This is a genomic window from Sphingomonas sp. BL-S-29 (assembly GCF_055521495.1).
This window is the reverse complement of record NZ_CM145482.1, coordinates 1334995-1360145: the sequence shown is the minus strand read 5'-3', so window position 1 is coordinate 1360145 and position 25151 is coordinate 1334995. Positions and strand designations below refer to the sequence as shown.

Genomic DNA, 25151 nt, shown 5'->3' with positions numbered 1-25151 from the left:
CAGCCATCCAATAAGATTGGAAAACTATGCTTTTCGCCGTCATTTTAGGCGTTGCTGCGAGTCTGGCGACGTCGGCGGAAGCCAGGCAATCGGAGACCGTCGTCATATCTGATATTGAGATGTCGGAATTTACGCCTCCGACGCTTCTGTATCTCGATTTCTCGACCGGGAGCTACTCAATCGTCACCCCGACGGAAGGTTGGCCCACCAACCTCCCGTCGCCGCAATCGCGCAAAGGCCGGCTCAGCGGCGAAAAACTCACTAGCGTCCGCAAGGCTTTTGATGCCGTACTCGTAAATGGGGCGTCTAATCAAAAGTGCGTTGCCGCCAATGGCAGAGGTTACGCACTCTTCGCTCCAAGCAACTCCGGGGTACCGAAGATGTCACTTTCTGCCGGAGGCAAGCATCTATCTACTTCGTCGATATATGATTGCTGGACACCGGCGGCGCGAACTCTCCACATTATGCTTGAACAAACTTTCGACCACCAAAACCCGTAAGGACCTGCTGTGATCGGCGAATGGGGTGTAGCGACAAGGGTAGTTATGCCGAGCTTCTGCGCCAAAACTGCCTGTCGCCTAACCACCAATGCCGGACATTCGGGCGCTCTCATCCCAGGTCCGCCGCGCCCGAATCCCGTGGACCGCCGACGGTGAACGGACGCCCCGCTTTCCCTGTTCCCGGCCAATAACAGGGTCGGAACAGGGAAGAGATTTTTTTCTTCCCTGATATTTCCAATTTTGTTGGAGATATTTTACTTGTATCTCAACATGCTGATGGTCGTTTACGCTGTTCGCGGATAACAGGGTAAGCGTTCCGCGGAACAGGGAAGGTCCGTGCCGTTAACAGGGGCGTATCGCCTTAGCGGGGACGGATGAGGCAATGATGCCGCGACCGTCATGAGAAAGAGCGCGCCGGATTTTCGTCATTCTCCGGCCAGCCTCCATGGTGCACCGCTTCGGATCGCGGTTGAATCGATCAGAGGCAGCGGAGCCTCCATCGTTCTCCCAGCACCAGCCGCTCCTGTCGACAAGTTGCGTACGTTTCAGGTTGATCTAAGATCAGGCAATGGAGCCGATCGTTACGGTCGATGATGTCTTTGACATTGAAGCTTGGGGCGGGCTGATCGTTGTGCCTGGTCCTCTTATCGCTGATGGCCCTGCGCGTCCGGAAGGAGCGGTTCTGCTGAAGCGGCCAGATGGTTCGACCACTAGCGCCGTGCTGCGCATGGGGGAAATATTTCAAACGCCTCCCCCTAAGGAGCGCCGGTGGGGCTGCCTTCTCAAGGGTATCAAAAAGGCTGATGCCCCTATCGGGACTGAGATTTGGCCAATCGACTAGCGACCGCTTCCGCCCCACTTGTCGCCATTCCGGTTGTCTTTAGGATTGGCCCGTCAGATTGTGAGGCGGGACTGATGAGGCGACGTAAGCCCGATATTTCTCTCGAACAGGCCAAGGCCCTGGCCGAGGATTATATTGCGGAGCAGGACCTGAAAGGGTGGCGCTTCGAGGTAGCGGATGTCCATCGCGCAGGCGCTGATCCTGATAACTGGTCTATAATTGTAGACCGTTTCTCACCGGAGGGTGGGATAGTCGATGGGCCTCAAATCCTGATCGTCAATGGCTCGACCGGCGAGGTTCGCACCTTCGAGTCCTATTACGAATGACGATAGGCGGAAACGACCGCTTTCCACCAAGTTCGGCCGTTCACGCATAGACAGCTTCAAGGGCGACAGGCGATCGGCTTCCGGAAGGCTCTGCATGCGCTCACGCAGATCGAGGACGCGGGTGGCGTGCGGGCAAGCCGCTACTCAACCACCTTCCATCCGCCATCGGCGCTCTTCCCGATTTGCACCACCATGGACTGTTTGGTCTCGGGCGCGCCCGGCAGCTTGACGGTGACGTCGACCACGCAGGCATAGATGTCGGGCTTCGAGGTGTTGCAGAGCCCCTTTTTCGAAATCGTCGCGTTGCGCGCCGCCGCGACCATCACGGCGCGTTGCGCCGGATCGTCGGTACCCGGGTTGCTGATCATCTCCTGCCGCGCCAGATCCTCGATCTGCTTGTCGCTCGGCCCCGAGATGGCACCGCATCCCGCCAGAATCAGCGAGAGTGCCGCGCCTGATATGATTGCTCTGGCCACGGATCTTGCTCCCGTTAGAGGTTGGCCAGCTCATCTCCGCTCGGCTCGATCATCAAACTATCGGCTGGCGATCCAGTTGCGGGCATCGGCCATCACTGCGGCTTTCGGTTCATAGGCAGGGGCCGTCGTCATTTCATTTACAGGGCTAATTTCGCCTGTCACAACGCGCTATGCCGCTTCTGATCCTGCTTCCCTTCGGCGTGTTCTTCATCTGCTGCATTTTACAGTTTTGGTATTTGAAAAAGGTGCGGGACGTCCTGATCGACCGACATCCGGCGACATTTCTCGCGGTGGAGAAGTCTTCCATTTTTCCGATGCGGGGGCTCTGGAAATTCACCGGCGGCAACCGCTACAAGCAGTTGAACGACGCGGACTTGAACCGCCATGTCCGCAACCTGAAGCGGCTGATGATCGTCGGGTTTGCTGCATGGGCAGCTTATGCTGCTGCCCTTTTTACCATGCCCTTCAGCGAACCAAGCTTGCCCCTCTCCAGCGCGAATGGATCTTACGCGAATGACTGTTGCGGCATGCTCATCCTGAAGGATGGGCAAATGACCATATCGAAACAGCAAGTCAGCTACGTCATCGAGAGCGACAAGCAGGGGCCATATGTTTTGCCGTCGGTCTATGTCGGCGCCTCTTCCAAAGGGTTCGTGGTCCGTCGTAACGGTTCCCCGCTGAAGCTGCATCTCGACGACGAAACGCATCCAGCCAGCATCGAATTGATGGACGACCACGATGGCGGCGTATTTTCCTTTGATCGGCTGAACGGCAGCTAGCCGTCATCTCCTGCCTCGTCTTCGGCGCTCGAAAGCCGGCGTCACATAGCGGGCGTTCGCCGCCGTTGCCGTCGAACCGAGAGGGCCGATCACCGCGATGGCCAGGTCCAGGCCGGACCTTCGGCCTGGGACACGATGGTTTCGCCCATCTCTTTCCGAAGCTCGATCAGGGTGCTCTGGGCGTGCCGCTCAAGCGCAGCGACCAGCCTGGACGCATGCGACACGACGATGATCTGGCAGCGTTCCGACGCCTTGATCAGCAGCCGCGCGAGCGGATCGAGGAGGTCCGAATGGAGACTTGCTTCCGGTTCGTTGAGGATCATCAGCTCCGGCGGCCGAGGCGAGAGCAGGGCGGCGGCCAGCAGCAGGTAGCGCAGCGTGCCGTCCGACAGTTCGGCAGCAACCAGGGGGCGCAGAAGCCCGTGCTGTTGCATCTCCACCTCGAAACGGTCGCCGACGGAGATGGCGGCGCCGTCAAAGGCGTCAGCGATGGCGGTTTCCAGCGTATCGCCATCGCCGATTTCGATAATGGTTTGAATCGCGGCGCCAATATCCGAGCCGTCACCCGCCAGAACGGGCGTGAAGGTTCCCACCTGGGGTCGTCTGGCAGGTGCATCCCGGTCCGTGCGCAGATCGTCATAGAAGCGCCAGGCGCGCATCCGTTCGCGCAGGAGCAGCAGTTCGAGACCATCGGACGCATCGGCGCAATGCGTCATCATGCTGTCAAAGGCGGGCAGATTACTGAAGCTGTCGCGCCAAATGCCGGTGTCGCTGCTGCGAACGCGAACGAGCTGGCCGCGCCGATCCGCCACGACATTCGCACGTCCAAGAACGGGGCCTGTCCACACCGTCTCGACCTTGATTTCCGGATCGTGGTCGAACCGCGTTCGCGACGGGATGGGTAGCCCAAGATCAATGGCGTAGCCGAAATCCTCCGACGAGAAGCCCAGCTTCAGACTGACCGGCCCGCTTCGCCGGGTGCCCTGAACCCGCTGCGTCCCACTGCGCATCTCGCGGCTGAACTTCTCGGGGCCGGCCCAGAGTGTCGACGTCAGGCCACCTTCCACTGCCAGGGAGGCAATGGCCCGACCCTGAGCCACGTCGGAAAGCAGTTTGAGGGCTCGATACAGGCTCGATTTCCCGCTTCCATTCGCACCGGTGATGACGTTGAGCCGCCCCAATGAGAGCGTCACCTCGCGCAGGGAGCGATATCCGGACACGGCAAGGCAGGTAATCATGCCGCCGATGTTAGCGGGCGCGGAGGCCGCTTTCCACCTTCTCGGCAGGTAAGGCGCCGGGGCGCGAACGCCCCACTTTCAGACCTTCCGTGCTAAGAGGATATTAGCAACGACGAAGTTGGACCAATCAATATTGCGAGTAAGTTATGAGCAGTTGGTGGTGGATGATTCCGGTTGGTGCTTTCATGCTCTGGTGCGTGATCCAGTTCTTTCGAGGCGGCGGGCCGCCGTCCGACAAGGATGAAAGCAGCACATCAGGGTATGATGTGGCCAGTCTCGACTAATGTCGTGCGGTTCAGTCAGCTTGACCAAATGGCCGCTTTCCACCACTCCCGGTCGTTGGCGCCATGAACGGGCGTAACAGAAAGCAACCGGGCACCTCACGACCGAAAGAGCCGACATTCAGGGTTTTGGCTGTCTTACTCCGGCGTACCAGAAGGTCGTGGCCGACAGCGATGCAATAGCTGCAAAGATCAGCGTCCATTTTATGGTGACGCCGCGATTCATGTACAAGCTGAACGGGTTGACGTCTGGGCCCGGGGTCGGGTCCAACTGTAGCCAAGCCGCAATCGCCCCAGCGAAGAGAACGAAGGGCAGAACGGCGAGGCTCAGATAGTAGATCAAGCCCGTTTTCTGGAAACGCCGCAACACTAGGTGGGTGGGAGCTCCGAAAAAGACAGTAGCGACGTAGCTGAGTAGAGCGAGTGCCACCATGGCGAAGAAAACGCCTGCGTATCCCGCGTCTCCCGTATCCCCGACCAGTTCATTTACGCCAACCGCCAATAGCAGCGGAACCAGCCAAGGCAGCGGGGCCAGCGCAAAGGCCCTCATCTCTCGCTCGCCCATCGTTTTTCCCCGTCGTTATCGGACCTCAGGTCAACCTATATCGCTCAATGTCAGCTAACCACCCATGATCCAGAAGGGGACTACTACGCCGTCCCCTCCTCCACCCCGATCCGGTCGTAGAAGGTGTCGAAGTCAGGCGCGATGACTTCTACGCTGTCGCCACCCGCCACCATGTCAATCATGACGATGGGCCACGGCGCTCCGCTACGGATGTCGAATGCGACATACTCGCCGCCGCCATTACCGCCGATGATGAGAAAGCCCTGCAAGTCCGCTTGCCCGTAGTTCGCCCTCCCGATTGTTTCCGCGACCGTTCCTGCGGAATCCAAGCACAGATTATAAGGCTTGCTTGGCAGCGGACCTTCGCCGCCGTTGCTAAACGCGAGCAGGTCGAGATAACGCTCAGGTAGATCATGAGGCGCAACCGCCCGAAGACGTGACAGCTCTTCTGCTGCCGCTCCATCCACCGTAAACCAGTCTCGACCTTCGAGCATTGATCGGCCCCGTCCTATGCCGACACATGATCGTCTGATTTTCGCCCACCTGCAACCGGAAGCCGACGGTCGCATAACCACCAACGCCGAACGTTCTTGCCGCGAAGGGAAGAGCAGGGCTTCGACAAGCTCAGCCCGAACGGGGAGAGGTGGTTCCAGCCAACCCGTTTTCGCCATCCGGCACCACCCTCCCCGCACCCTCCTCACCTCCCCGGATCATAAGTAATCGCCGCCGTCCCGTCCGCGCGCACGGGCAGGAACAGGCCCTGGCCGGTGACCTTGATCTCGCCGTGCGTCACGTCGGTCACATTGGCCGCGAGGGTGAAATCCCCCTCACGCCGGCTGGCGATTGCCTTGCGGGCGGCCTGCAGGACATGGGTATAGTCCTTCACGAAATCATGGCTGAGCGCGTCGCGGATTTCGGCCACGACCTGCGGATCGAGGAACAGGTTGAGGAGCAGGTTGACTGCCTCGCGATCGGTTTGCCCCGCAATGGCGAGGTCGCGGACATGGACGAGTTGCGAGCCCGGCGCGTTATAGGGCACGCCGGTGAGCCAGACCACGCCGTGCGTCTTCGTGAGGGCGCTGCCCTTCACCGCGACCTGGGCCCTGATGCCCACCGCGATGCGGCCGCCGCTGGTGGCGTAGACGGTGACCTTGTCGAACGTCGCGTCGACCGGGCCGACCCCTGACAGGACGATGCCCTTGGCCGCGCGTTTGCGCAGTGCGCGCAGGACGACGGGTTCGAGCTGGGCGTAATCGGCCAGCACCGGCACGAAGAAGCGCAGCCCGTCCCTGCCCAGCTTGCCCGCCGGCGGCGGCAGCGCGGTCGGCACCGGATCGGGCGGGCGGTTGCCGATGAAGGTCTCGGTCAGCGCCTCGGCCGCGAGCGACAGTTCGAGGCGGCCGTTCCGGATCCGGTAGCCGCCGAACCCGAGCCGCTGCGGCGTGATGCGCATCCAGGCGGGCGGCTTGTCGCGGTTGAGCTCGATCGAGGTGAAGGCCTTGCGCCAGATCACCTCGAGCCGTTCGCGGGTGCGGATCTTCGCCAGTTCCTTCGGCAGGTCGCGCTCGAGCCCGGCGACCACGCCCTGCAGCTTGCGGTCGGCCTTTTCGACCAGCTTGATGCGCTGGCCGAGGAAATCGATGCCGGGCGGCTCGGTCCAGTCATAATCGATGCTGACTTTCGCGGTCGGTTGCCAGGCGCGATCGAGCCCCAGGGTGACGACCGCGCGGACCTCGGCGGCGCCCGTCGCCGTCTCGCGCTTGATGATGCCGCCGATCCGTTCCGCGCTGATCGTCGCGGAGACGGGCAGGGTCGCGATCAGCCGGTTGCCGCTGCCCGACAGGCGGATGCGGCCGCGCACGGCCTCCCCGACGATGCGGCAGGCGATGCGGGGCAGGACCTTGGCGCGGATGCCGAGCAGCTCGACGCGCTTGGCCGGCACGCAGGTCGCGCCGGGGCGGTCGATGTGCCAGAGCGCACGCGGCACGCGCTCGTTCAGCCCCGCCTCGATCTCCGCCAGCGGCACGCCGATCGGCACGACGATGGTCGAGGTCTGGATGGGGAAATCGGCTGTCGATTCATCGCGCGGCGGCGCGAGGTTGCCGGCATCCTTGCGCGCGCACCCCGTGAGCAGGAGGGCGGCGAGCAGGAGAGCGGGGCAGATCATCCCGGTTGGTGCGGCGCGCATCATCTTCCCCTGGCCTGTTCCGGCCGTGCGATGATACCCCAGTGGCAATCACAAGACGATAATCGTTCGGGCGGGGATTGTATCCGCGCGCCGACTCTCCTGCCGATCGAGCTTCACGTCAGCAAAGAGGATTTGCGCAGAGGCGCCGAGCATGCGGAGGTCGCGCTGGTCCAGTGTCCTGAATCTGAAGGTCGTTCCTTTGCAAATCTGCCGTCATGCTGAACTCGTTTCAGCATCCAACGCTCCACAAGCAGCGGCATTGGTTGTTGCACATTGGATGCTGAAACGAGTTCAGCATGACGGCATTCACTATTCAGTTCCGGGCCATCAGAAACTGACCTTCACCCCGGCGCGGAACTGGCGGCCGAGGATGCCGTTGCCGGCCTGGACCGGGTTGTAGTTGAACGCGCCGTAGGTGACCGGATCGACCGAGGGCAGCGTATCGAGCAGGTTGATGAGGTTGATATAGAAGGTGAAATTGTCGTTCACCCGCACGCTGCCGACTGCATCGACGGTGATGTATCGGCCGACGTCGCACGGCGTGAAGCCATTCGACAGGCCGCAATCGCCGGAAACGCCGCCCTGGTCCTCCGCCGACAGATTATAGCCGCTGACATAATTGGCGGTAGCGCTGATGGTGAAGGGATCGACCTGCAGCGTGTTCTGCCAGCTGCCGCGCCATTCGGGCGTGCCCGACCCGGCGGTCAGCACGAAATTGCCGAGCGTGCCTTCATAGCTTTCGGTGGTGCCGTCGGCGAAGGTGGTGCTGAGGTTGATGATATAGCTCGCCTCGAGCGACGAGCTGAACTTCACCTTGTCGCTGAACCGGTGGGAATACATCGCCGAGACATCGATACCCTCCGACTTGATCGTGTCCGAATTGATCAGGCTGGTCGTCACGAAGGCGATGCGCGGGATGGCATTGGGGTGGAACGGATCGGGCGCGTCGGCGATGACGGTGTAGCCAGCGGGGATCGGCTGGCCCAGCAGATAGGCATTGATCGCCGGCTGATAGGGCGGCGTGGTGATCGCCCCGGTCTTCCTGATGTTGAAATAATCGACCGTGAAGGTCAGGTCCGGGATCGGCTGGAACACCGCGCCGAAGGTGAAGCTGCGCGATTTCTCCGGCTTCAGATCGGGCGTGGCGAGCGTCGTCTGGCCGACCGCCGCCGCGCTCAGATAATTCGGGCAGGCAGTCGAGGTGGCGCGGGTGCAGCCATATTGCTGGAGGAAGGAATCCGGCGCGCCGGCAATGCTGAACGGCACGAAGCCGGTGGTCGGCAACGCGTTCGCCTCGGCAAAGCTCGGGATGCGGAACCCCTTCGAATAGGTGCCGCGGATCGCCAGCTGCTTGAACGGCGTGAACTTCACCCCGATCTTCGGCGAAAAGGCGTTCTGGCCGCTCGAATATTTGTCGTAGCGGCCGGACAGATTGGCCTCGACCATGTCGAGGATCGGCGCATTGAGCTCGCCGAACGCCGAATAGACCTTGCGCGTGCCGGTGGTGCCGAAGGCGTTCAGGGTGAAGAAACGCTGGGTCGGCCCGTTATAATCGCCATTGCCGCTGGGCGCGTCGATCGCCTCGTAGCGGATCGACGCGCCGAGCCCGAGCTGGAGCGGACCGCCGGGCAACTCCATCAGCGCCGTGCCGATGACCGCCTGGAGCTGGTAGAGATCGGACGAGGAATCGGCGATGCCTTGCGGCGAGAGATAGTCGCGGATCGCCTGGCTGTTCTGCTGCGGGTTGACGAAATTATAGCTGCCATCGGCGATCACATCGAGCAGGTGCTGGATATAGACGAAGCCGTTGGTGGTGCGGCGCAGATCGTTGTGCATCGCCGTCGCGTCGATGGTGTAGGTCCAGCTGTCGAACATCGTGCCGTTGATGCCGATCGCGGCGCGGTAGACGCGGCTGCGCGTGGCGTTCTGCGTCAGCGTGTCGCCGATCCGGCCGCTGAGCAGCACCGCCTGGCCCTGCGCCGCGAGCGGATTGTTCGGGTTGAGGCGGCGGTCGGCGGCGGTGGCGCAATTGACCCGCGCGGCGCAGACATAGACCGGCAGGGTGAGCGGGCCCGATCCCGGCGCGTTGGCCGGGCTGTTGCTGACGGTCGAGAAGCGCCGGTAGAGGATGCCGGCATTGGCGTTGGCGCGGATCGCGGGGGGCAGGCCCGTGAAGAAGGTCGAGCTCTGCTGGAAGTTGAACAGCGCATAGGCCTCCGCCGAATCGCCGATCTTCGCGGTGAAGCGCGCCGAGCCGCCGAAGCGTTCGATATCCGGCGACACCACGCCGTAGCGGTTGATCTGGTCTTCCTGGCACAGGACGGTCGGGTTGGTGGCGTTGGCGGCGAGATCCGCCGCGGTCAGCCGATAGGTCGCGCCATAGGAGCAGCCCCGTGCCGGATTGAGCAGCTGGAATCGCCCGACCGGCGCGTTGTTGGCGTCGAGCGCGCGGATGTAGAAATCGCTGGTCGGCGTGAAATTGCCGGGCAGCCCGGCGGCGTTCAGCCCGTTGAGCACGAGATTGGGGCCGCAGGTGCCGTCGAAGCAGAGACCGCGCGTGTCGGCCGAATTGAACGGCGCCGGCAGGTCGCGGTTGAACACGGCCTTGCTGTGCACATAGAAGCCGCTGACATAGGCGTTATAGCCTTTCTCATCGAGATCGCCGGTGCCGGCGGTGAGCGTCAGGCGCTGGTTCGCGCCGACGCCGTCCTGGCTGATGCCGGCCTCGGCCCGGGCGCTGATGCCCGTGAATTTGCGCTTGGTGATGATGTTGACCACGCCCGCGATCGCGTCCGCGCCGTAAGACGACGAGGCGCCGTCGCGCAGCACCTCGATCCGGTCGACGATGTCGTCGGGGATGGTGTTGAGATCGACGAAGTTGCGCGTGCCGTCATCGGCGAGCGGGAAATAGGCGGCACGCAGGCCGTCGAACAGCACCAGGGTCGAGCTGGTCGACAGGCCGCGCAGCGACACCGCCGAGGCGCCGCCGGCGAACGCGCCGTTCGCGGTGAAGCTGTTGGTCAGCGCCGGACCGTTGTTCGACGAGAGCTGCTGGATCGCATCCTGCACGGTCGAGATGCCGCGCCGGTCGAGATCGACGGTGCTCAGCACCGTGACGGGCGACGGCGTCTCCGCGTCGGTGCGGCGGAACAGCGAGCCGGTGACGACGATGTCGTTCTGCGCCGGCGCCTCGGCGGCCTGCGGTTCGGGCGCGAGTCCGGGCGTCTGCGCCTGATCCTGCGCCATGGCTGGGCTGCCCGCACTGGTCAGCGCGATGGCGGTAGCGAGCAGGCGAGCGCGTAGAGTGCGTATCATGGAAATGGCCCCTTTTTCGTTATCCGGCGAATAAGGGGCGCGCGAGGTGGCCGATCCAATGGCGGGGCGGTTCAACGCCGGAAAGCTGTCGGCGAGTGTCCGGCGGGCCGATTTCGGCCGTTCGGCCGCTGCACGCGCCCGTTGAGCGGCCGGCGCCACGCAGCGCGGGGGCGAGCGTAGCGCGAGACGGGCCGAACGTCCCGCTCTTGCCGCGGGGCGTGGCGTGCCCGATAGTCCGGCAAGAGCGGCTTCGAACCGCCGCTCGATCGGAAAGCGGGTACCCCTGTCATGCCGCCCTTTCGCCTGAGCGCCGGCATCCTGCTCTATCGCAGGCGGCGCGGAGCATTGCAGGTGTTCCTCGTCCATCCCGGCGGGCCGTTCTGGGCCGCGCGCGACCTTGGCGCGTGGCAGATCCCGAAAGGCGCGGTCGAACCGGGCGAGGACCCGCCCGAGGCGGCGCGGCGCGAATTCCGCGAGGAGCTGGGCAGCGACGCGACCGGGCTGCTCGAACCGCTCGGCCGGATCCGGCAATCGGGCGGCAAATGGGTCGAGGCCTATGCGTTGGCGGGCGATCTCGATCCGGCGGGCATCGTCAGCACCGAATGCGAGATGGAATGGCCACCGCGCAGCGGCCGGACGATCACCATCCCGGAGGTCGACCGGGCGGACTGGTTCACCATCGATCTGGCGCGATCCAAGATGCTGGCGAGCCAGCGCCCCCTGCTCGACCGGCTGGAGGAGCTGGCGGGGGCGTAAAAAAACCGTTCGTTTCGAGCCTGTCGAGAAACCGAGCCGGGCGCTCGATCACCGTTTCTCGACGTCGCTCGAAACGAACGGTGTGGGGTTATACCCCCGTTCTAGTCGACCAGGCCGCGGTGGCGGATCTCGCGCCACAGCAGATCGGCGTCAGCGCCGGTGCCGCCGGTGGCCTCATAGGCTTCGACCAGCGCCTCGTCCGTGACGGCGAAGGCGGCGCGTTCCAGGAATTCCTGCGCCTCGAGGATGCGCTGGCGCAGGTCGTTGCCGAAATCGCCGCTGGCGTCGCGGCCGAACAGCGACCCTTTCTTCGTCTTGACGATGAGATCGCCGCTGTCGATCATCCCGGCGATACCGAGATCGTCGCGCATCCGCTGACGGATTTGGGCCATAGAAAGAGCGAGCATGCGCAGCGCGTAAATATCGGACATCCGCTGGGCCTTAGACGTGTCGCGGCGGGTGGATCAAGGCGGATCGGCGCGCTGTCGGCACCATCCGGCCGCTGCCCCGTCGGGACGCGCCGCTCTTGCAGAACTCCTGTTCACAGGCTCGCTACCCTTGGCTGCACACGAGTTGAATCAATTCGCGCTTGCAATGTAGGAAATTTCCTATGAGAACATAATAGGAACAAACAGAGCGGAGCGAGTCGTGAACCAGCAGGATGCTTTGCGGGAATGCCCTGGCGTGGGCGCCGATGCGGTGGGCGGGCGCTGTGCGCCTTGCGGGATATCGGGGTGGCATCCGGAGGCGCGGAGCTGCCAGATGGCGGGGTGTCCGCTCGCGGCTTCGCCAGGCGCTCCCGCCCGTCCTGCCGCGCGGGACGATGACCGCGCATGATCGATTCCGCGATCCTGGAGGCGATGCTCGCGGCGGGCGCCTCGGCCGAGGTGATCGTCGCGGCGGTCAAGGCCGATGCCGCGCGCGAGGATGCTCGGCGCGAGGCGCAGCGTGCCGGCAATGCGCGGCGGCAGCGGCGCTATCGCGAGCGGCTGTTCGGGGAGGAGACGGGGGATCTGTTCGACGGGGTGGAGGCCGGCGGTGCGGCTTGCGAGGCTGACCGCCCTGGCGAGGAAAGCGAACCGGGGCCCAACTCTCTCCGTCATGCCGGACTTGTTCCGGCATCCATCGTTCCGCACGCCCTTCGGCCATTGAGTTCGCGGGACGGTGGACCCCGGAACGAGTCCGGGGTGACGGGGGGAGAGGGTGACGCCCTCGTACCCTCCTCGGGTCACCGCGCGACGGAAGGGGACGAGGATAACGCCGGTAACGCGTCACATGACGCCCCGGCGGCCGTGACCGGTGCCATCCCCCCTTCCCTTGATAAAAGCCCCCGGACCCCAAAAATTAATCCCATCCCCCATGCACCCGTGGGGGATTCCCCGCGCGAGGCCGCCCCGCGGCGCTTCCCCTGCCCCACCGGCTGCGACCCGGCGGACTGGCGCGATCTGCTCTCCAATCGGCGGGCCAAGCGGCTGGCGATGACCGAAGCGGCCTACCGCAAGCTGCTCCGCGATCTCGCCGCCCAGGCCGATGACGCCTGGCCGCCGGGCAGGCTGCTCGCCCATGCCGCCGAGAAGGGCTGGGCGCAGATCTTCGATCCCCGCGACGACTCAGGAACCCGCCATGGCAACCGCCGCTCACGATCCACAACTGCCGGCGCCGCCGGCGCGCCGCAAAACCCTCTCGTCCGTGCCGTGCTGCGATCCGAGGCTCGCGATGCTGGTGACGGAAGCGCCGGCTTTTAGCCATGTCTGCTCGCCCGCCGACCGCAGCGCGCTGGCCGCGCTGGCGACGGCGACCGAGGCGAAGCTGGCCCCGGCAAACCCTCGCGAGATCCGGCGGATGATCGGCAAGCTCGCGCTCGGCTTTCCCGCCGGCAAGGCGAGCGACCAGGAGGCCGAGGTGCGGCTCGCGCTCTATGCCGAGGGGCTGGGCGACATCCCCGCCGATGTGCTCGGCGCGGCCTGTGCGCGGGCGCTTAGGGAATGCCGCTTCTTCCCCTCGGTCGCCGAAATCCGCGAGCGCTGCACGGGCGTGGCGGTGCGGCGCTGGGAGCTGTCGCGCATCCGCACCCTGATCGCCACGCACGATCGCGACTGGCGACCGGAAGGGGAGCCTCCAGAAACCGAACGAATGACCGCGGCACAACGCGCGCGCCTGGCGCAGATCGCCGCGCCGCTTTCCGCCTGAAGGAGACCGAGATGAACGACATGTCCCTTTCGCCCTGGGAGCGCGAAGTGCTCGCCTGCGTGACCGAGGCGGCCGAGGCCGGGCGCGCCGCGCCGACCGGCGACGAGCTGCAGGAACGCTGCGGCTGCGATTCCATCAGCACCACCGTCCATCTGGTCCAGCGGCTCGAGCGCAAGGGGCTGATCCGGGTCGAGCGCTATCAGCGCACCCGGCGCATCACCGTGCTGGCGACGGGCAAGGCGACCGCGCCGGTGACCAACAAGACGCCGCACTGGCGCACGAAGAAGCGGCCCGGCCGCATGCCCTCCGCCTCGCTGCACATGGTGAAGGCGCGCGACCCCGACATGGCGATGAAGATCATCAAGGCTGCGCGCGGCGAGGGCATGACCCTCGACGATTTCATCGCCGAGCTGGTCTGGGCCGGCTGGCAATCGCGCGAAGAAGCCTTTGCCGCTCGGGTGGCGGCGCTGGGCTGAAGCGCGGCCGATCGATTCAACCTTGCCGGTTTCCGCGCCATGGCTGCGGTACCTTCAGGAGAGCCTCATGGTCGACAGCATCGATCCCTTCACCAGCCCGAACCCCACCAGCCCCGAGAGGATCGTGGCGCCGGACCCCGAACCGCCGGTCGTGGCCAATCCCAACCGCCCGCCCCAAGCTCGACCGGAGCCGGAGGACGAGACGAGCGAGCAATGGATGATGCGCCTGATCGAGGAGAACCAGCATCTGCTCCGCCCGCGCCCCCCACGGCCGCCGGCCCCGCCTCCTTCGCCCTGGGACGGGCCGATCTCGAGCTGGAAGGTGCCGGACCATCTGAGCCTACGGCACCGCAACGGCGGCTACATGGCGATGGCTCTGATGTCGCGCACGATGGACGACCTGGACGAAGTCACCGGCGGCACACGCGCCGCCTCCTATGAGGAAGTGGACAAATATTTCGGCCACGCGCTGATCGCCGAGGGGCTGGTGCCGTTCAGCTTCACGCCCGACGAGGCGACGCGGTGGTGGAAAGGGGGCGGGTATCGGGTGTTGGGCGGCGCTGCGCCCGAAGCAGCGCCAACCCCGTCACCGGTGGCCAGTGCGGCGAACGCCACGTATATGACCAACGACTCAGCGCCGGACGCGCAAGGCGACGCGTCGACCCGGCCGCCTGTCGATGTGAATTCCAACAATATGACCACTAATGGCGTGGCGATCGACAATGTTGTCGATCCGTCCCAAACCGGGACAGGCGCAAGCGTCCCGGCCGGGCAGCAGAGCCCGGCCGCCATACCGGCATCGCCGCCTGCAGCTCCCGCTACCACTGCACCGGCCGCACCTAGGACCACCGCACAGGCCGCGCCTAGCCCGGCCGGGAACCAGACCGCTGTACAACCGGCCAGCCCTGCAAAGGACGCGACCAAACCAACCGCGACTCCAATCTCTATGGGAAAGAGACATACCTTTAAGGACAATCAGGCAAATCGTATTACCGGGGCATATCTGCCGCAGAGCGACTTCATTGCTGCCCTGCAAAATGGACTATTGTCTTCAGTAGAACCCGATACCAGAAAAGGCAAAGGAGGGCTGAATAACGACCGCGACTATCAGAAGGCTGTAGACGCTGCGCCCGAAATCCCAGCAATTGCGAATATCGATATTTCGGCCGATCCCGAAGCAATCGCATTCGTAAAGGCGATTGCGCCAGTCTTAGCGAAATCTCGAGCGGGGGGAAAAAACCGGCAGGTCGAAAAATATCTGATGGTCGAATGGGACTCGAGCACAAGCAGATACGTAGTGACCGCAATAAAGATACTTCCGGCACTCGGAGGAAGCGTAATTGATCTTAAACCCAGATTCCCCGAAAATGTCGCGGTGTGGGGCAAATCCCGGCCACGCGCCTTTGTTATCCACACCCACACCGTTGGCGATGGCTTTAGTGAAGTTCCAGGTCCTCGCGATGCGAATGTGGTCAAAAGCTGGCTTGTCCCTAATTTTGTGGTGGAGGACAATGCGAAGTCTCCCATTATTCATCAGGTAACGATGATACGCGGGGAGACGAATCCTGAGACCGGACAATCGAAAGCCCCGGAAATCGGTGTCGGAAGAATGATGAGCAGCGGGGTTTTTAAGGCTATCCGATACGCCGGAATGCCCAAGTGAGTATCGGGCGCGCCTGCCATTTTATTCGGCGAGACCGACACCCGGTCACTTCGAGAGCCCAAACCATGATAACTCTTGACAGGCACGGAACAAAAGGGGATCAATGAAGCGGGAACAGCCTCCCTGGGTGCGGGCTGCGCGGAGATCGGAACTACCTCGCGCTTTCTTGTCAGCATAATGAGAGGCGGGACATTCCGATCTGAAGGATTTCCGTCACAGGATTATTGAGGTCTGGTTACTTGGATCATTGATGATTGCGAGGAAGCGTGGAATGAAGCTCATCCGCCTGTTCTTTGTATCGGTATTGGCAACCCTGCTATGTGGCGCAACGGAACCCAAGGCCAAAACATCCATCGTCCTCGCAAAGCCCATTAAAATCCTGAAATATTTGGGACCGGATCCTTATGAGGAAATACCGAATGATAGCGTCTATCTCGTAAAGATGAAAACAATATCATTAGTAAGCGGTGATTTTTCCGGTCGCACTTTTAATGTTAGGATGAATGCGCATATGCCACAATATATTTTTCTCAATGAAGAATATGCAGTGGTTTTTGATCTCGTAGATGGGGAATACCATGCCCTGGGAGCCATTGCGACAGAAAAATATTTCTGCCTATCTCAGGAAGATATTGAAAAAACTGATATTCCGCCCGAATCCTTGTATCGTATTATCGGCTCCGGAGAAGCCGATAGCGACATGAAATGCTACTATATACCTGAGCAATATCCAAAATCATCGACGAAATAATTTCGCTTATGCAGCGATAAACAAGAGAACTCCAAAGATTCGCAAACAGAGATATGTTACAGAGGAGGTGGATGCACTTGCCGGGCTGCAATCCGTAACGGTGACACGTGCAATTACCCCTCTATTGTCACGCGCAGATACGCCCTCGCGCCCTCAAATGCGACTTAATACCAAAAGCCATAATGACGCAGAATTAAGTGGTTATTGCACGTGTCACCGTTATCCCAGAAAGTAATCCCACAGGCGTTCATATCGCCGTTGAGATGGCGCTCCTTCGGTCTGAAGGGTTTCTAGACGTTCGCATTCGAGAGATATCTCTTGACCAAATGAGAACAAACAGAGATCATAATTCTCATATTGTGCAGTTGGGTTGTTTGGTGACTGGAAGAGACAGGGCGGCCTCACGTTCGGCATATTCTGGATGAGCGAGACGATTTATGCGTTCCACGGCCCGGCCTGCAGTTCTTGTGGCTCTTTGCGCTGCGCTGTTGGTCGTCGCCTTGATATTCGTTCCGACGGAAAAAAACGATGCAGTGGCCTCGGGGATCGACAAACCCGCAACCATGCTGCGTGCGGCTTTGCACAGCATGACCCGTGCTTCAACGGAACGAACCAGAGACCGGATTGCCTGATTTTCATGGTCGAGCCGGATGACTCCCCGTCGCCCATCGATCGATTGGAAATGAACCCCATCCTGTTCAACATCGCCGAGGATGGGGAGACGAGTATCAGGGCAGAGGTTCCTCCTGCCTTCTTTCAGGCCATGAACTATCTGTTCCCGCATTGGCCCCAGTCCCGCCAATGGCTGGCGCAGGCGCTGGAGAATACCCGTGTCAGCGGATGCCCCCGGATGGCGCACATCCGGGACGTGTGGGTCATCGTTCGCCCTGGCGTTACCACCCAGATGGATACCTATGCGGATGTGATGATCACGCGGAACGAGATGGAAGTGGAGGAATGGCGGAAGCTGGACGATCTCGCGTGCAACGACAGGCCGCCAGTCGTCGAGGAGATACAGTGATGATGAAGAGATAAGGTCATCCAGCCCGTGCCGCGCGAGTGGCGAGGCTGGTCTGAAGCCCTTCGATTCTGTCGGTACGCGCGCCATGGCGGTGGGGACATTCAGGAGAGCCTCATGGCCGACAGCATCGATCCCCTCACGACCCCGAACGCCCGCAATCCCGAGACGATGGACGCGGTTGACCCGGGACCCGCCATCGCGCCGCAACCGGCCGATCCGAACCGCCAGCTCGACGCCCAGCCCGCGCCCGAAGAGGAGACCAACGAACAATGGATGCACCGCTTCATCGCGGAGAACGCCCACCTCGCCCGCCCGCGCCCCGAGCGCCCGCCCCCGCCGCCGCCATCGCCGTGGGACGGCCCGATCTTGAGCTGGAAGGTGCCGGATCATCTCAGCCTGCGGCACCGGAACGGGGGCTATATGGCGATGGCACTGTTCTCGCGGACGATGGACGACCTGGACGAGGTCACCAAAGGCGAGCGCGCCGCGACTTATGAGGAAGTAGACAAATATTTCGGCCATGCGCTGATCGCCGAAGGTCTGGTGCCCGTTACCTACACCGCCGACGAGGCGATCTGGTGGTGGAAGTCCGGTGGGTACAAAGTGTTGGGGGGTGCGCCCGACATTGTACCGGAGTCGCCTGCAAGCGGCCAGACAAGCGGTGACGCGATGTCCGAGCCACGAGACAACATGGCACAAAGATCACTTATCGATATGAACTTCAATGGCATGGGAGTCGACGACGGCGTCGATCCGCCTCAAGTCGCGAGCGATCCTGGCATCGATCCTTTCAGCGCAGACGTGCTTGGGCCGCGCAAATCCCCGGCGAACGATCAGGCCAATCTATCCGTATCACCCTCCAGTCCGGCGACCGGCCCTGCGCCCGCGCCCGCGCCCGGGCCCGCGCAAGGTGATGTTCCAGCCTCGAACGGAAGGGACGGGACTCCGAAATTGGCCGGTCCGCCGCCACCCATTGTTCCAATAGAAACCCATAAGGCCGGAGCGGATTGGGTTATCTCGGCCGATATCGACAAGGACGATATCGGCCGCCTGTCCGGACGGGATATCATCGTAACGCCGAAGATCCGACAAGCGGCGATAGATCACGTCACAATGTTGGCAGTCGCGGCGGGAGCGAAGGAAATACTCGCCTATGGGTACCTTATGCCGGACGGCACGATCGAAGTTCGTGTGGCGAGCGGCGAGGCCGGGGACTTATATCATAAAGGAACGCCCTCAGGTCCAGGAAAGGTGATCTTTGGAATACACGGCCATCCTGACGACGCGGTCGGAATGGTGGACAATCCGTCCGAAAATCGTGGCTTCGGCGACACGACCGTATTGAAGAAATACGGGATCCCTATGGCGACTGTCTATCATGGACAGATCGGATGGCATGAGATGGTGAAGGGTCAGCTGATCTTCACAGCCCCTTCACAAGCATTCAATGGCAACGAACGATACTCACTGAGAAGCAATCTGAACATGTCTCAGAAAAGATTCCTTGCTCCAAAAGAGAAGAAAAAGAAGGAAGCAAAAAAGCGATGACAACCCTGTAGTCATTTAAGCAAGCTTCTCCCTTAACCGAGCGTCACGAAACCTGCGACGGAGATCGAGAGGATGTCGGAAGGCTGCAGCCTCTCATCGTCACCGGGAGCGATGATCGTCAGCTCAGTCCCGGAGCGGAGGAAGTCAATCTTATAACAGATCACGCCCGTCCCGCCCGGGCACGAGGTGACGCCACCCATGTCAAACACGCTGCCAGCCTTGAGAATGGCCGCCTCGCAGCTTTGAACCTCCGACGAAACGACATGCTCGCAAGGCTGGGCCTTGAGCGTGCCAGCCTTGACCGCCGCAAGTGCCATGTCGAGCGCGAAGCCGGCCTGCACCGCATGGAACGCGTCGGGCGCCGGGAACCACACTGCCCGGTCCCATGCGTCGTCGGGATCCGCATCCTCGCGCTCACGCCACTTTTTATCGACATCGGAGCACGCCTGTTGCCAGATCAGCGTTGTGCTCCCGACTTTGGCGTCGCGCTCGATCTTTGGCAGGCGGACGATGTGGAAGGTCCGCCATGCCTCGATGGCATATGGCCGAAGCTGTGCTTTCTCATAGGGTTCGCCCTCCTTTTCGGGAGCATATTTCAGCCTGACCAGATCACGGCGACAGATGCCCTCGAATTCGGTGCCGACCGACCGGGTGGTCAGGTCGACATCGCGGATTTGTCGACGATTGATCGGGACGATCCTTTCAGCCGGCTCCAGAATGGACAGCATGTCCCGCCGCACCATCCGGTTTGCCTCCTGAAGCGTCATCGTCCTTAGCTGCTCGGTCGTCTGCCGCCGCTCCCGTGCCTGGGCGGGGTTTGTCGACACGAGCGCAAGGAGGCATGCAATCGCCATCCAATCCGTGGGACGCGCAAACCCGAACCACCTGGTTCCACGCCGATGCCTTTTATCCATTGCCGCCATCCTCGTGCGCTCAGGAGATCAGCGTACAACGTTCCCTCAATGTTCCGCAAGCCGGCGGTGACGGGTCACGGGCGATTTCCAGCCGCGATCACGATGGCCGCGGCGGTCGATGTCCCGGCCCGACTCACGGCACCAGCACCTCGATCACCCCCGCAGCGACCCGCGCGTTCACCGGTGTCCTGGCCAGCACTTCGCCATCGATCGAGATCGCCATGGGCGGCTCGGTCGCGATGCGGAGCTCGGTGCCGGAGAAATGCCGCACCGTCTCATGCCGGGCATCGAGCCGCAGGATGCTCGCCGCCCAGTTTTTGATCAGGCGGCGCTTGGCATGGCCGGTCACGGCCTGGACGACGATCTTGCCATTATCCACCTCGGCCTGTTCGTTCACCTCCGTGCCGCCATGATAGGGGCCGTTCGAGATGCGCACCTCGACCACCGCGAGCCGTTCCGCCGCTTCGCCTTCGCCGACGATCAGGGTGAAGGGGCGGAAGCGCAGGAATTCCCACGCGGCCCAGCCGAGATAGCCGGCGCGGCCGAGATATTTCTTCAGCGCATGCGGTACCGACTGAGCGATGCGCGGCGCGATGCCGATCGCGGCGCCATTGGCGAAATAATCGCTGTCGATCATGCCGAGATCGATCCGCCGCCGCTTCCCGCCCGCGATCACGTCGAGGGCCCCGTCCACATCCATCGGGATGCCGAGCGTGCGGGCGAAGCTGTTCGCGGTGCCGAGCGGCAGGACCGCGAGCACGATCTGCGTGCCGACGATATGATCGACCAGCCCGCTGATCGTGCCGTCGCCGCCGCCCAGGATCAGCAGGTCGGGCTTCTTCGCGAGCGCTCGCTCGATGACATGCTCGAGCGTCGACGGATCTTCCACGGCATGGGCGTCGACCGGAAAGGGAAGATCGTCGCAGCGCGCGCAGGCGCGGTCGAACAGCGCCTTGCCCTTTCGCGACCGGGCATTGACGATCATCGCGGCGCTGCGGATCGGGGGCGGGCTGGCTGGGGTCGGTCCGGTCATGTGAGGACTGAACGAGCGTCGACGGAGTTCGGGGCCGGGCTTTCACGACCGGCATGCGGTTCGGGCGGGCAACTCGTATCAGATCTTTCGCCGACCGATCGGATCAGGGCAGCGGACGGGACCGGCAGGACGCCGCCGGCCTGCTCGACGCTGGTCCGGATCGAGGCCAGCACGGCCGCGCGCTGTGCCGCGTCCAGCAGCGGCCAGACCGGGCTGAACTGGAACAGCCGCGCCGGATCGTCGAGCGCGGCCGCGTCGACCGGATAGTCGCTGCTCGTCTCGACGATGCGCACCTCGGTGAAGCCGGCGGCGGACAGCGCCGCCTCGAAGCGGACCGGGTCGCGGAAATGGTTCATGCCCTCGACCGGCGCCGGCTGGGCGATGTCGGGGAAGAGCGAAGCGACGCGGTCCGCCAGCAACAGGTTCGACGCCGCGCCCGACCCGTGCTTCCAGCTCGCCACGCAGCCGAGCCCGCCGGGGCGCACCACCCGCGCCATTTCGGCCAGGCCCCGGCGCCAGTCGGGGAACAGCATGATGCCGAAGATCGAGAAGGCGGCGTCGAAGCACGCGTCCGGCAGGTCGAGCGCCTGGCCGTCCATCACCAGCGCGTCGACATCGGGCAGGCCGTGCGACAGGACGGCGGCGACCATGCCGGGCGAGAAATCGGTCGCCAGCACCTGCGCCCCGTCGCGCGCGGCGACCAGCGCCAGCGCGCCCGCGCCGCACGCGATGTCGAGCACCGTCGCGCCTTTGCGCAGCGCCGCCGCCCGCCATGCCGCCTCGGCATAGGTCAAGGTGAAGGCGTGAGCCAGCTTCTGATAATCGGACAGCGCGTCCCAGAAACGCGCATCGTTCAGGTTCAGGCTCATCATGGCTCCGTGGCTGGCCGGACGGGGCCGGCGATGAGACTCTATCTCATGTAACTTTTAATGTGTCGAGTCATGATCGCCTTGCCAGCGCGGCCGACAATCGCGACACAGGCGCGATGAGGACGGACAGCCGGCTTTCGCGCATGCTGCACGTGCTGCTCCACATGGCGCGGCACGATCGGCCCGCCACATCCGCGACGATCGCGCGGATGCTCGGCACCAATCCGGTGGTGGTGCGGCGGACGATGGCCGGCCTGCGCGAGGCGGGTTATGTCCGGTCGGAAAAGGGGCATGGCGGCGGCTGGTCGATCGCGTGCGACCTGAGCAAGGTGTCGCTGCTCGACATCCACCGCGCGGTGGGCGGCCCGACCCTGTTCGCGATCGGCAACGAGAGCGACAATCCCGACTGCGCGGTGGCGCAGGTGGTGAACGTCGCGATCGACGACGCGCTGCGCGAGGCGGAGGCGCTGCTGCTGGCGCGGCTGGGCGCGGTCAGCCTGGCCGAGCTGGCGGCGGCGTTCGATGCGCGATGCGGGGCGACTCCCGAGCCGGGCGGAATCCGGGATTGAATCAAGGCCGGGTCGACCGGTTGCGTTCCCATCCGGCCAGGGCCGGCGATCGGCCAGTGGTCAGCGCCCGCTTTCGGTCGCCCGCAAATCCCTGCTAGGCTCCCGGCCGCCACCGCCGAAAGGGCCTGCATGCCGACCATCCCCGCCAATGGCGTCCAGATCCATTATGAGGAACGAGGCGATCCGGCCGGCCCGCCGATCCTGCTGATCATGGGGCTGGGCACGCAGATGATCGCCTGGCCCGATCCTTTCGTCGCGGCGCTGACGGCGGCGGGGCATCGGGTGATCCTGTACGACAATCGCGATATCGGCCTGTCGACGCATCTGCACGACGCGCCCGTCACCAACCCCCTGCTCGCCTTTGCCGCGCGGCGGATCGGTCTGCCGTTCCGCCATGGCTATGCGTTGGCCGACATGGCGGCGGACGCGGTCGCCCTGCTCGACGCGCTGGAGATTCCGGCGGCGCATGTCGTCGGCGTCTCGATGGGCGGCATGATTGCGCAGATCCTCGCCGCTTCCCATCCGGCGCGCGTGCTGAGCCTGACCGCGATCATGTCGTCAAGCGGCGCGCCCGGCCTGCCGGGGCCGACCCCCGCGCTGCGCCGCCGGATGATCGCCCGGCGCGACCCGAATCCGAGCCGCGAGCAGGCGATCGCGATGGGTGCCGCGACCCTCGCGCTGATCTCCTTCCCCGACCCCGCACGGGCGCCCGACGCGTTCAGCACCATGGCGGGCCGGGCGTTCGACCGCGCCTATCACCCGCGCGGCGGGCAGCGGCATCTGCTCGCGGTGATCGCCGACGGCAGCCGCGCGGCACGCCTGTCCGCGATCAGCGCGCCCACCCTCGTCATTCACGGCGCGGCCGATCCGCTGGTGCCGCTCGCCAATGGCGAGGACATCGCGCGCCGCGTGCCGGGCGCCCGGCTGGAAGTGATCGAGGAGATGGCGCACGACCTGCCGCCCTCGCAGCTGGACCGCATCGCCGGGCTGATCCTGGAGCATGCGCGGGGTTAGGCTGCTGCCTCCGTCAGCAGCAGTGTGGGGCTGATCGGCCGCCGGCCCGTACGGGCCGACGATGCTCTCAGCGGGATGACGCGGACCTATGACCGAACCGGGCCTGGAAGCTCCGGTAGATGCGCATGTCGCACGCCTCCAGATCGACCGCGGGGTCTTCGGACTGGTTGGTGCAGCCGTCCTTGTAATACCATGTCGCAGGCGAGGTGGTTTTCTCGTCCATGTAATAATTGACCCGACCGTCGAACGCGCCATTCTTCATGGTCAGGTCGAATTTCGGACAATGCATATAGGCGTTGCCCTCCTTGATGCACAGTTTCAGCACACCCGGCCCGTGCGCCAACCCGTTGCGGCAACCGCCGCTCCAGCTTGCTTGCGACTGAATGAAACGATCGACATTGTCGTCGTAGATCCGCGACACGATCATCTTGCATCCGCTGATCTCGAAGACCGCGACATATTCCTCCATGCCTTCGTCATATTCAGCGGCAAGAACCCCTGGATCTACCGGGAATTGCCGTGCCGGGGCAGCGGCGGGGGCCAGCAACAATGCCATGGCGCAGGTACGCAACAAGGACCGCATCGTGATCTCCTTCGTTTTCGACAGAATTGGTGACCGTCGTCAGGGGGCTGGAATCGTCCAGCGGACGCTGCCAGCAATTCGCCCGTTCGTGGGGTTGCCCGCCTCGTCGGTCGCCGGGTGGAAGCGCGCGCGGCTCCGCACCGCCGCACAGGTCGCCGCCTCCAGATCCGGGCTTCCCGGCAGACCGCTCGCGCGGCAGTCGGCGACCAACCCGCCGGCATCGATCGTCAGATCGTAGCGCACCACACCCTGCCGCTGTTCTTCGATCGCGGCGGCGGGGAAATCGTCGATGCCGAACCACGGTTCGGACGCATCGATCTTGGTCGGTCCGGACGATCGATCGGCGGCGGCGGGGGAAACGTCGGGCGTGTCGGCGGTGCCAACCTCCTCTGTCCCGAGGGCTGCCTCGATTTCGACCTTTCGCGCGATGTGCAGGCAGTTCTGCAGGATCGAATCCGCAGAAAACGCCGCCGGCGAGATCGCGAGCCCGTCGCCATCGGGGTCCGGATCGCGGTCATAAGCGTCGCTTTCCGCCCATACTCGCCTCAAGCTCGCATCCAGCGCGTCCCGATCGTGGATCGCATTGACCGCGTCATAGTGCGACTGCACAATTTCGGCCCATGAGGACGTCAGCCCGTCCGGGATCGCCGCCGTCAGGTTGCGCACTTCGGCACGGCAGCTTGCTCGATCCACTGCCCATGCGGGAGTGGCCGCGCTCGCCAACAGCGCGGCAAGAATCGCCACCACAGGCAGCGGCTCGATCCGCCGCGGTCGCTTATTCCCGATCATGTCCCGTCACCTTCGATGACCCGCGCTGTTCCGACAGGGGGATACGACGTCACTCGTCGCTGCACGGGCTGTCGCTCCGCGGAGTACCGGACGTGATTTGTAGGCAGTTCGCACGTGCCTGCCGCCATGCCGCATAGACGCGCGCGCGTTCCTGGGCGATGGCGCCCTGGTCAGTGCTGACGATATAGGGGGCACCGCACGGCTCGTCGATCATCGCGAGTGTTGCGCGGAGCACGGCGACGGTATGTTCGAGCGTCGCAAGCGCGCCCCCACTTGGCGCCGGGGAGCTGATCGTCGCCGACAACTGTTCGCACCGGGGCGTGCGTTCCGCCGCCACCGGCACCGCGGTCGCAAGGCCGATGAAGCCAGCGCAAAGGACAAAGAAACTCTTGCTCATGTATGTTCCCCCAATTTGTTCGATAGCAGGTTGAATCGTAAGAAATAATCGCTCCGGCAGGACGGTTTC

General features: G+C 63.5%; 26 protein-coding genes. 13 read left to right on the top strand and 13 right to left on the bottom strand.

Annotated features, from left to right (window positions below; translation table 11 throughout):
• Window positions 1–26: 26 nt before the first annotated feature.
• Window positions 27–500, top strand: a complete 474-nt coding sequence (locus ACZ1I2_RS06490) for a hypothetical protein (protein WP_465181604.1) — start codon at window positions 27–29, stop codon at window positions 498–500.
• Between the two features lie 915 nt (window positions 501–1415).
• A complete protein-coding gene (locus tag ACZ1I2_RS06485; protein ID WP_465174708.1) occupies window positions 1416–1667 on the top strand; it encodes a hypothetical protein in 252 nt (83 codons plus the stop codon).
• 140 nt (window positions 1668–1807) lie between these two features.
• Here ACZ1I2_RS06485 and ACZ1I2_RS06480 read toward each other — a convergent pair whose 3' ends face one another.
• Window positions 1808–2143 carry a hypothetical protein gene (locus ACZ1I2_RS06480; RefSeq protein WP_465174709.1) on the bottom strand — a complete coding sequence of 112 codons (336 nt, stop codon included), beginning with the start codon at window positions 2141–2143 and terminating at the stop codon, window positions 1808–1810.
• Window positions 2144–2313: 170 nt separating this feature from the next.
• Between ACZ1I2_RS06480 and ACZ1I2_RS06475 the strand changes: the two genes are divergently transcribed.
• Window positions 2314–2922, top strand: coding sequence for a hypothetical protein (locus tag ACZ1I2_RS06475; RefSeq protein ID WP_465174710.1), 609 nt, complete (start codon window positions 2314–2316; stop codon window positions 2920–2922).
• Between the two features lie 89 nt (window positions 2923–3011).
• Here ACZ1I2_RS06475 and ACZ1I2_RS06470 read toward each other — a convergent pair whose 3' ends face one another.
• The 5 genes from ACZ1I2_RS06470 to ACZ1I2_RS06450 form a co-directional block, all read right to left on the bottom strand.
• Entirely contained in the window at window positions 3012–4160 is a 1149-nt protein-coding gene (locus tag ACZ1I2_RS06470) for an AAA family ATPase (protein ID WP_465174711.1), read from the bottom strand.
• Window positions 4161–4562: 402 nt separating this feature from the next.
• Window positions 4563–5006 (bottom strand): hypothetical protein, encoded by a 444-nt coding sequence (locus ACZ1I2_RS06465; RefSeq protein WP_465174712.1) that lies wholly within the window; start codon window positions 5004–5006, stop codon window positions 4563–4565.
• A gap of 83 nt (window positions 5007–5089) precedes the next feature.
• Window positions 5090–5500 carry an SMI1/KNR4 family protein gene (locus ACZ1I2_RS06460; protein ID WP_465174713.1) on the bottom strand — a complete coding sequence of 137 codons (411 nt, stop codon included), beginning with the start codon at window positions 5498–5500 and terminating at the stop codon, window positions 5090–5092.
• Between the two features lie 203 nt (window positions 5501–5703).
• Window positions 5704–7194, bottom strand: coding sequence for a DUF4403 family protein (locus tag ACZ1I2_RS06455; protein WP_465174714.1), 1491 nt, complete (start codon window positions 7192–7194; stop codon window positions 5704–5706).
• Window positions 7195–7521: 327 nt separating this feature from the next.
• Window positions 7522–10509, bottom strand: a complete 2988-nt coding sequence (locus ACZ1I2_RS06450; RefSeq protein WP_465174715.1) for a TonB-dependent receptor domain-containing protein — start codon at window positions 10507–10509, stop codon at window positions 7522–7524.
• A 288-nt stretch (window positions 10510–10797) separates the two neighbouring features.
• On the opposite strand from ACZ1I2_RS06450, the gene ACZ1I2_RS06445 reads away from it, so the two are divergent.
• Window positions 10798–11265 (top strand): NUDIX hydrolase, encoded by a 468-nt coding sequence (locus ACZ1I2_RS06445; protein ID WP_465170502.1) that lies wholly within the window; start codon window positions 10798–10800, stop codon window positions 11263–11265.
• Window positions 11266–11366: 101 nt separating this feature from the next.
• Here the strand turns inward: ACZ1I2_RS06445 and ACZ1I2_RS06440 are convergent, their stop codons facing one another.
• Entirely contained in the window at window positions 11367–11696 is a 330-nt protein-coding gene (locus ACZ1I2_RS06440) for a hypothetical protein (protein ID WP_465170503.1), read from the bottom strand.
• A 402-nt stretch (window positions 11697–12098) separates the two neighbouring features.
• Here ACZ1I2_RS06440 and ACZ1I2_RS06435 point away from each other — a divergent pair, with 402 nt between their 5' ends.
• The 7 genes from ACZ1I2_RS06435 to ACZ1I2_RS06405 all read left to right on the top strand — a co-directional run bounded on the left by ACZ1I2_RS06435 (window position 12099) and on the right by ACZ1I2_RS06405 (window position 18914).
• Entirely contained in the window at window positions 12099–13010 is a 912-nt protein-coding gene (locus ACZ1I2_RS06435; protein WP_465174716.1) for a hypothetical protein, read from the top strand.
• Window positions 12982–13455, top strand: a complete 474-nt coding sequence (locus ACZ1I2_RS06430; protein WP_465174717.1) for a hypothetical protein — start codon at window positions 12982–12984, stop codon at window positions 13453–13455. The genes ACZ1I2_RS06435 and ACZ1I2_RS06430 overlap by 29 nt, the downstream gene beginning before the upstream one ends.
• Before the next feature lie 11 nt (window positions 13456–13466).
• Complete coding sequence (locus ACZ1I2_RS06425) at window positions 13467–13931, top strand: LexA family transcriptional regulator (RefSeq protein WP_465170506.1); 465 nt, start codon at window positions 13467–13469, stop codon at window positions 13929–13931.
• A 67-nt stretch (window positions 13932–13998) separates the two neighbouring features.
• Window positions 13999–15594, top strand: a complete 1596-nt coding sequence (locus ACZ1I2_RS06420) for a hypothetical protein (protein ID WP_465174718.1) — start codon at window positions 13999–14001, stop codon at window positions 15592–15594.
• A 271-nt stretch (window positions 15595–15865) separates the two neighbouring features.
• Window positions 15866–16345, top strand: coding sequence for a hypothetical protein (locus ACZ1I2_RS06415; protein WP_465174719.1), 480 nt, complete (start codon window positions 15866–15868; stop codon window positions 16343–16345).
• 421 nt (window positions 16346–16766) lie between these two features.
• Entirely contained in the window at window positions 16767–17366 is a 600-nt protein-coding gene (locus tag ACZ1I2_RS06410) for a hypothetical protein (protein WP_465174720.1), read from the top strand.
• A 114-nt stretch (window positions 17367–17480) separates the two neighbouring features.
• Window positions 17481–18914, top strand: a complete 1434-nt coding sequence (locus ACZ1I2_RS06405) for a hypothetical protein (protein ID WP_465174721.1) — start codon at window positions 17481–17483, stop codon at window positions 18912–18914.
• A 32-nt stretch (window positions 18915–18946) separates the two neighbouring features.
• Here ACZ1I2_RS06405 and ACZ1I2_RS06400 read toward each other — a convergent pair whose 3' ends face one another.
• The 3 genes from ACZ1I2_RS06400 to ACZ1I2_RS06390 form a co-directional block, all read right to left on the bottom strand.
• A complete protein-coding gene (locus tag ACZ1I2_RS06400) occupies window positions 18947–19681 on the bottom strand; it encodes a hypothetical protein (protein ID WP_465174722.1) in 735 nt (244 codons plus the stop codon).
• A gap of 280 nt (window positions 19682–19961) precedes the next feature.
• The gene (locus ACZ1I2_RS06395; protein WP_465174723.1) at window positions 19962–20861 is read right to left on the bottom strand and encodes a diacylglycerol/lipid kinase family protein; all 900 of its coding nucleotides are present in this window, start codon (window positions 20859–20861) and stop codon (window positions 19962–19964) included.
• Window positions 20858–21730 carry a class I SAM-dependent methyltransferase gene (locus ACZ1I2_RS06390; RefSeq protein WP_465174724.1) on the bottom strand — a complete coding sequence of 291 codons (873 nt, stop codon included), beginning with the start codon at window positions 21728–21730 and terminating at the stop codon, window positions 20858–20860. Before ACZ1I2_RS06390 ends, ACZ1I2_RS06395 begins: the two co-directional genes overlap by 4 nt.
• Window positions 21731–21846: 116 nt before the next feature.
• Between ACZ1I2_RS06390 and ACZ1I2_RS06385 the strand changes: the two genes are divergently transcribed.
• Window positions 21847–22299: an Rrf2 family transcriptional regulator gene (locus tag ACZ1I2_RS06385; protein WP_465170514.1), complete on the top strand. Its 453-nt coding sequence runs from the start codon at window positions 21847–21849 to the stop codon at window positions 22297–22299.
• Between the two features lie 129 nt (window positions 22300–22428).
• Entirely contained in the window at window positions 22429–23313 is an 885-nt protein-coding gene (locus ACZ1I2_RS06380) for an alpha/beta fold hydrolase (protein WP_465174725.1), read from the top strand.
• A 67-nt stretch (window positions 23314–23380) separates the two neighbouring features.
• Here the strand turns inward: ACZ1I2_RS06380 and ACZ1I2_RS06375 are convergent, their stop codons facing one another.
• From ACZ1I2_RS06375 to ACZ1I2_RS06365, 3 genes are read right to left on the bottom strand one after another with little or no spacing between them, the layout of a single operon-like run.
• A complete protein-coding gene (locus ACZ1I2_RS06375; protein WP_465170516.1) occupies window positions 23381–23896 on the bottom strand; it encodes a hypothetical protein in 516 nt (171 codons plus the stop codon).
• 39 nt (window positions 23897–23935) lie between these two features.
• Window positions 23936–24685 carry an energy transducer TonB gene (locus tag ACZ1I2_RS06370; RefSeq protein ID WP_465170517.1) on the bottom strand — a complete coding sequence of 250 codons (750 nt, stop codon included), beginning with the start codon at window positions 24683–24685 and terminating at the stop codon, window positions 23936–23938.
• A 49-nt stretch (window positions 24686–24734) separates the two neighbouring features.
• Window positions 24735–25082, bottom strand: coding sequence for a hypothetical protein (locus ACZ1I2_RS06365; protein WP_465170518.1), 348 nt, complete (start codon window positions 25080–25082; stop codon window positions 24735–24737).
• Window positions 25083–25151: the final 69 nt, after the last annotated feature.